The 7812-nt window shown below is 57.6% G+C and carries 2 protein-coding genes and 3 pseudogenes; 4 read left to right on the forward strand and 1 reads right to left on the reverse strand.

From position 1 onward, the window contains the following. Positions 1 to 792 precede the first annotated feature (792 nt). Together J2W46_RS33225 and J2W46_RS33230 are read left to right on the forward strand one after the other, a co-directional pair. Positions 793 to 2234, forward strand: a pseudogene (locus J2W46_RS33225) (ISNCY family transposase). Between the two features lie 888 nt (positions 2235 to 3122). Beyond that, positions 3123 to 3845 (forward strand): response regulator transcription factor, encoded by a 723-nt coding sequence (locus J2W46_RS33230; protein WP_310360081.1) that lies wholly within the window; start codon positions 3123 to 3125, stop codon positions 3843 to 3845. A gap of 565 nt (positions 3846 to 4410) precedes the next feature. Here the strand turns inward: J2W46_RS33230 and J2W46_RS33235 are convergent. After that, positions 4411 to 5661: a helix-turn-helix transcriptional regulator gene (locus J2W46_RS33235; RefSeq protein ID WP_310360078.1), complete on the reverse strand. Its 1251-nt coding sequence runs from the start codon at positions 5659 to 5661 to the stop codon at positions 4411 to 4413. A gap of 1146 nt (positions 5662 to 6807) precedes the next feature. On the opposite strand from J2W46_RS33235, the pseudogene J2W46_RS33240 reads away from it, so the two are divergent. Further along, a pseudogene (locus tag J2W46_RS33240) lies at positions 6808 to 7544 on the forward strand (transposase); the annotation flags it as partial. A 59-nt stretch (positions 7545 to 7603) separates the two neighbouring features. Then, positions 7604 to 7812 (forward strand): annotated as a pseudogene (locus tag J2W46_RS33245) (IS256 family transposase); the annotation flags it as partial.

Below are 7812 nucleotides of genomic sequence, written 5' to 3' on the forward strand. Positions count from 1 at the left end.
CGCGCAGTGGCAGCCACGCGTAGCGGGCCAGAAATACTGATACATAAAATCCCACCCACTCACGCCTACTATGGCGCAGGTTGGAGTCGTTGAAGTACTCCGTTGCTTTCTTGAAGACGTCGCACAACTCGGCCGATAGAAAGAACAGCATTGCTTCCATCAAAGGAGCAGCGTTCCCGAGGCGAAGACCGAAAGCTATGACGACTTTTTGTGCCGGCATTCGGTGATGATGTTTTTCACGGAGATGCGAAGTAGACCCGCGGGGTCCGGCCCATCGTGGGGTCCATAGCCCTGTTTCATGCCTGCACTACTCTCAGTCATGCTGCCAGAGAAGCGCGAGCCGCGTTGTTACCTCATCGAGAAGCTCGTGCCTTTTGTGACCTCGCGAAGACGTTCTCGCCATTTTGTTCTTTCGTAAGGTTTTCGGTGTGCGCGCGGCGAACAACAATCCTGACCGTAACCAGTGCGGTCATGCACGCGGCGGACAGCCCGGTTGCAACACTTCTAGTAGGAACAAATCAATGATTACTCGAGTTAGTTGGTCACCGACCGAAACGCAGAGGGAGTGGCTACCCACCGCTGACTCGTCGAACAGTGGTCGTAGTCGCGCAGTGATATCGTCAGGAATCCTGCGAGAATTGACATAAAAGAAATGACCAGTTTTTCGCATGTTAGTCCAAAGTTCAGATGTCGTGTTTCCGCTAAATTGAAATGTCGTGTTTTGCGGGTTCAGGCTGGTGGCCAGCATGCCTTGAGGGAGCGCTGGCCATGAACGCATCCGGGACGATCACCATGTCGATGACCGAGCTGGACCGGTTGAAGGTGGTACAGGCCGTTTGCGAGCGGCGTCTGAAGCTAGGTCAGGCAGCGGACCGCCTTGCGTTGAGCGTGCGGCAGGTCGAGCGCCTGGTGCAGCGCTATCAGGCCGCGGGCGTTGCCGGACTCGTGTCGGGCAAACGCGGGCGGCCGGGCAACCACCAGTTGTCTGAGGGCGTGGCGCGACGCGCGCTGGCAATCATTCGCGAGCGCTACACGGATTTCGGGCCGACACTGGCGTGCGAGAAGCTTCGGGAATGTCACGGCATCGGTCTGTCGGTCGAGACGGTGCGTGTGCTGATGATGGCCGCTGGTCTGTGGATTCCTCGCAGGGATCGTCCAGCCAAGGTTTACCAGCCCCGAAACCGTCGTGCGTGTCTGGGTGAACTGATCCAGATTGACGGCAGTGATCACCGCTGGTTCGAGGAACGTGCGCCGGCCTGCACGCTGCTGGTGTTTATTGATGATGCGACTGGCCGGCTGATGACGCTGCATTTCACGGCGACGGAGTCGACATTCAGCTATTTCGACGCGCTGGGCAAGCATCTGGCAGCACACGGCAAACCGGTCGCGTTCTATAGCGACAAGTTCAGCGTGTTCTACGTCAAGGACCGTGCAAGCACGGCCGGCAAAGGCGTCACGCAGTTCGGGCGCGCCCTGTACCAGCTCAATATCGAGGCGTTCTGTGCGAACTCGAGCCAGGCCAAGGGTCGTGTCGAGCGGGCCAACCTGACGTTGCAGGACCGGCTCGTCAAGGAACTGAGGTTGCGTAACATCAGTACGCGCGAAGCGGCCAATGCGTATGCGCCCTCCTTTATCGCTGACTTCAACCGGCGATTCGGCAAGCCACCGAAGAGCGACCATAACGCGCATCGGCCGCTGCGTGACGACGAGGACCTGAGGCAGATCCTGGCCTATCGCGTGGCGCGCAAGGTCTCCAATGCGCTGACGGTGCAGTATGACCGGGTGATGTACCTGCTGCAGGACACCGAGGTCAACCGGCGTCTCATCCACGAGTACATTGAAGTGGTCGAATACCCGGATGGTGCGATCGAGATTCAGGCCACAGGCCGCGTCTTGCCGTATCGCGAATATGACCGGATCACCCAGATTGATCAGGCGCAGAGGTGGAGAACAAACGGCTGTCCGCGGCGCTGGAAGTCGCGCGGCTGGTGCAGGCGCAGCGCGATGACCGGCGCGTTTCGGGCTCGCCTTCTCGCACCCATATTGGCGAGGACGTCCGGGCGAAGAAAGCGCTGGTGGGCCTGAAGAAACAGCGGGCGATCACGCTAGCGGATGTCACTCAGGCCGTGCATGAGGTGAGCATCAAAAAACATGAAGAACGGGGGGTGGGCGGCTGCGCCGCCCACCCTAAACACATAAGAAAAAGCGCCGCAAAACCCGACATTTCAATTTAGCGCAGACCCGACATTTGAACTTGGCGGAGACATCGCAACATGCTTAGTTCAGGAAAAGATTGCATGTCCGCAGCGCCGACCTTGAGGCCCCCGCCGGCGACTCGACCCCAGCGTCGAGCCCCGTCTCCGTTGAAAAGCCGCTTCAGCGTCGCCGGTTGTTGAACGCTGACCGCGTTTTGCAGTGCTTGCGCGGCAGCGCGGGACGTCCACACGGCCCGTTGGCTAACGATAACTCGCCGATGGCCAGTCTCGCCTGCGACTTGAGCTGCACGGAGCCCGCCTCAACGCGCGCGTGCGGGACCCGTAGCGGTGGACGGGGCGGTGGAGGCTAGTGGTATGGACTACGTGGGAACGCGCCATCTCGTCTTCTCCGAAGTGCAATCTAGGTCACGCTGGAACGACGGGCTGCGCAATGGTTCCATCCTCTGCTGCGACGGCGAATCGGACACTTGGTTGTGCCGCTGCCCCCGCGTCGGAAACATCTTGCACCTGACACGATGGGGAGGTATTTGAGCGTCTTTTGAAGGAAATACGTAATAAATCTGCACTGGCCATTTGTCTTTGGCGGGCGATAGCGCCGGTATCACCACTTGTGGGGATGTTTAGGAAAAAAAACTCCCCCACAATCGCGGTTGGCAGCTTTATGAGCGCACGCCGGACTACGAAAACTAAACGATGTGGATCCGTTCCACTCACGGATGCCGCACTTCAACGCCGAAGCGTGGTGCTGCGACGCAAACAAATTGCTATCAGCCGACGGAGTAGCGCCGAAGGGTTGCGTCGGATTGAAACGCTGTCAGGCACCGAAAAACGAACGGGGAGGGTAAATAGACCGGAGGGGCTCCGCGACCGACACGAGGAGCGTCGTCGGCACTTAACGAGGGAATGATGCGAATTTCAATGGTTGAAAATGATTTGGATCTTGGACAAGACCTGTTCAGCATTTTGAAAGCTGCCGACTACGAGGTCGATTGGATTCACGACGGCTACGACGGCACGAACGCCTTTGACAGGAAGTGCTACGACGTCGCGCTGATCAGTTTGGGACTTCCGGATGCCTGTGGAATTGACATGCTGAGGACTGCGCGGGCTGCGGGTAACGCAATTCCAGTGTTATTGCTCTCCGCTGATAGCGATCCCGCAACCCGCGCACACGGTCTCGATACTGGTGCTGACGATTTCCTCCTGAAGCCGTTCCACCCGCATGAACTTCTAGCGCGCATTCGCGCTGTGCTGCGACGTACGGCGGGGTACGCGACATCGCGCATTGGCGACAAAGCGATCAGTCTCGATCTCGATAAACGCACTTTTATATTCAACGGCGCGGAGTCGCCGCTATCGGCACGCGAGTTCGCGCTGATGCACGCATTTCTCGAACGACGCGGGATGGTGTTATCGCGTAGCCAGCTTGAGGAGCGGCTCTACGGTTGGGCAAAAGACGTGGGCAGTAACGCTGTCGACGTACTCATCCATGGGATGCGCAAGAAGTACGGTCAATCGTTGATCAGCAATGTCCGCGGTATGGGCTGGACTGTAATGCCGACCGACTCTCTTGGCGGGGCGTTGCACGGCTCGACCACAACAAGCAAAAAGCGTCAGTCCGCTCATTGAAACCGCGCGAGCGGGCAGCGGATATGGATCATACCTGGTATCGGCTCACCCTCGCGCTGCCTGCTTTTCTAGTTCTATCTCCGTGAGTTGGCCCAGCGAAATCAATGCGATTGATTGGCGTCGAGTTTCTGACGGAACCGGATTTTAGCTTGCGGTGCGGAGAGCGGGGGAGGACTTGCATGACGGATCTCGCGTGAATAGATTTGCGTTCGCCCGAAGCGGGCGCGCTTTTTTCGTCTTTCAAAACCTTTCAGTCCGGATCATCGGATCGCCAAAAAGCAGACCGAGCTAGACTCTTAAAATTCGAAAGGCTTGCGAAGAAGCGGATTTTCCGCCGCCGCTCTATGAGCCGAGAATTGGATGCGTATTACACTCGTCAAACCGAAACGTGACCCTGCTCTATGTTTCCCGTCTTGAAATTTGCTCGGCTTGCAAAACATCCCGACCATCGCCCGGCTGATGCCCATTGCATCTCCCCAGTCGACGATGTACAGAAACCGCGTCCCAGGGAGGAGATTGGTTCTGTATTCGCAAGTCGCGCGCAGTTGCTGGTCGAGGCATTAGATCAGCAGGCAGTTGCGATGCGGTTCGTATCAATCGGTGTTGCCGATCTCTCGCTTACCGAAGCACTACCAGCTGCAGGCATCATCGCTCCCACCGAAGCAACGATCCGTTCGAAATCGCGTAGATTCAGCGCGTCCATCTTTCGGAGGACAGCCTTGATTTGCGTTCGGATAGTGTCGAGAGACACACCGCGGGAACACGCGACATCGTTGGCAGATCTACCGCCAATCAATGCCATCGCCACATCGGCTTCTGCCTCCGACAGATCAAATAGGCTTCTGAACACTTGCCCATGAGCGGTCGAATGTATCGACACAATTTCACGTGCTAACACTAGCGCAACGGCTGGAGCCAACTGCGATCGCGGGTCCGTTGCCGTAGTGTCAACAACGCAGGCAGGAGCGGGAGAAACTACGACAGCGAGCCCCGTCGCCGACGATGCTGTTACCGGCGAACGGGCTCGCATCACGCCTCCGGACCGGCCTGACGCCGCGTCCCGCACAAGCCCTGCCAGAGTCTCATTGTCGCCACGGTGCGCGGCTCTCAAAAACAAAGAATTGCCGAAGGTTTGCCCGCACTTCACGAGACGGAGTCCGCAAGAGGCGGAAGTGGTCTGATTTAGCGCTGCGGTGTTGGCAAACAGGATTCTCATATCGGAAGCGACCATCATCGCGTATCCGGGGAGCGCCTCCAATGCCGCCCGGCCGTAGTCGGGTTGGGCAGCAAGGGCCGACATTCGCCGACGCAACTGGAGTCCCCGTTCCAGATGTGGACGAAGACGTGTAATCAACGCCAGTTCCTCTTCATTGAAGGGGCCAGATCCGCTACCGCGGCTCATGCCGAAGCCAATTGCGTCACAGTCGGTCAGTCTTGCGTAGCATACGTGCTGGAGGCCATATTGGCGCATGCACTCCTCGTAGTACGCGCTTTTGATAAGTTTCTGGCTGGAAATAATCTGGTCACCGCTTAACACGAGCGGATAGAGCGCGTGCGTTGAGGCTGCCGCGGACCCCCAATTATGGAACGGATTGACCTTGAGCCCGTGCGAGAAATACTGGTGCTTTGCTTGGATTTCGTCGAAAGGCATGAGCAGGTTCGACTTGGTTTCGCTGTCCAACCCTGGCGCCCACATCGCGACCGTAATCGCGCCGGTGAGGCGTCGAATCCCCAACCCGACATCGAGCCAGCTTCTCTGGCCTGCAGCTGCTTCGTAAATCTCTCCGATGAGCTCATCTGCACTGTATTTGGGCATTCAGCTACCTCGCACGGATCCATGCCAGACATCATCGTGAGGCATGCCTGCATAACATCGAAGGCAAACTGTAAATACGGAACGAGACGTCATGCTAAGGATAGGACAATAATTCTGGTATCACCAGTTGCGGGAATGTCTGCTCAAATCGAAGCGGCAAGGCCGCCATGAGTGCAGAAACTTCCGGCTTGGACGGGGCACTTAGACTCGCTGTGTGTGATTCGGTGTCCGACCATTCCTGGGATCCTGATCACGACACATCTCATATTGTCATGCGCATTCGAAGAGCGGGGCGCAGCAGGAAGGCGTCGCCAACCTGCTGTCGTTCTCGGCGACGTCGAAAAAACCCGGCGCCGAGAGAAAGCTGGGCATTACGCGACAATCGCGTGTTCACCGAAAGGACAACGCTCGAGGCATTTCGTGACGAATGATGCGAGTACTATTGGTCGAGAGCGATTGCCGTGACGGAAAACGCTGCTTCCGCGTCGAACACATTACATAGTGGATAGGGCGCGCGATGAATGCTCGCGAGCCGACCGATGGCTCGATGCCTGCTTCGGCAAGCGGCTCGCTTAGCGAATGCTGGCGCAGTGGGGTCCTGTGTCCGGATGGTGCGATGAGGTTCCGTCGCCGCTGTGCTACGCCCGCAAAGCTTGTTCAAGTGATCGTGGACGAAGTCCGTGTCACCGAGGTGCTTCTCAGCCGACGATATGGGAACCGAACCATCCATCGCGAAAGCGATGAACCGCCAAGCCTGCGATTTCGGAACGTAACTGAAATCCGAAAGGCAGTACCGGTTCGGCCGTGCCACCGTGAAATGGCGATCGAACCGATCAAGCAGGCGCGCCCGGTCTGGACGCAAAAAACCACGCAGCTGGTAATGACGACAGGGAAGCCGCGGTCATCGAAAAGCGATTTTCCTTTTACCATCACTTAGTTTTTACCGCCGCCCATTAACCTGACAGTCCCGGTGCGCCGCTATGTCGGGTGTAGAGCGGTATGCATGACACGCGTTGTTCATCCTGCTGGCCATGCACTGAGCATCCGCTGAGTGCCGAGTCTCTGTTGATGTCCATGTAGAACTGACCCCCTTAGGGCCGTAAGTGGGGATGCGGACAAAATCCCGGACTACTTTGGAGGTAGTCCATGTATTCATACGAGGACCGCGTTCGGGCGGTCGAGCTGTACCTGAAGCTCGGAAAGCGCGTCAAGGCGACAATCCGCCAATTGGGTTACCCGACGAAGAATTCTCTGAAGGCGTGGTGTGCGGAATTCGAGAGCAGTGGCGATCTGCAGAAAGATTATGTTCGAGTAAAGCCGAAGTACTCAGAGGAACAGAAGAACCTGGCACTCGAGCATTACCTCAATCACGGGCGGTGCTTTAGCTTCACCCTCCGGGCATTAGGCTACTACCCCTGTCGCCAGATACTGACGGCATGGGTTCGCGAGCGCTATCCGGAAACCAGGGCATACGTGGTTGGCAAACGAGGGCGACCGGCCGCCTCATTAGCCTCAAGGCAGACGGCGGTATACGAACTGTGCACACGGCAAGGAAGTGCGCAGGCGTTGGCGCGAAAGCTGGACGTCGACAGGGTGACGCTGTACAACTGGAAGAACCAGTTACTCGGCCGGGAGGCCCCTGCATCCATGAAACGCGACAAGCGAACGCCTGCGGAGACGGATCGGGACGAACTGGAGCGACAGGTCGAAGGGCTCCGGCGCGATATTCGCAATCTGCAGCTTGAACACGACCTGTTGAAGAAGGCGAATGAACTCATAAAAAAGACCTGGGCGCCGACCTGCCACTCCTGAGCAACCGGGAGAAGACGACCCTGGTTGACGGCCTGAGAGAAGAATACGGTTTGGCGGAGCTGCTTGCGCGGTGAGCCTGTCAGATATTTCGTGTGAAGAGGTCATGAGACGATAACGGAAATAACGTCCAATGACCGACACAAACGTGACCAGGAAGAGCAAGAACCCGAAGGCGCCGAAGCTGTTCCCCGATGAACTGATCGATCAACTGCTGGCGCAGGTGCAGAACAAGGATGCCGAGTCGATCCTCGGCGAATCGGGCCTGGCCGGGCAACTGAAGAAGCAACTGGCCGAGCGCATGCTGGCAGCGGAGCTCACGCACCACCTGCAAACGGAAGC

The organism is Paraburkholderia strydomiana (assembly GCF_031456815.1).
Classification (GTDB): domain Bacteria; phylum Pseudomonadota; class Gammaproteobacteria; order Burkholderiales; family Burkholderiaceae; genus Paraburkholderia; species Paraburkholderia caledonica.

Coding starts and splice junctions, on each gene's coding strand:
- J2W46_RS33230 (WP_310360081.1), top strand. CDS start 3,123: ATGCGAATTTCAATGGTTGAAAATGATTTGGATCTTGGACAAGACCTG.
- J2W46_RS33235 (WP_310360078.1), bottom strand. CDS start 5,661: ATGCCCAAATACAGTGCAGATGAGCTCATCGGAGAGATTTACGAAGCA.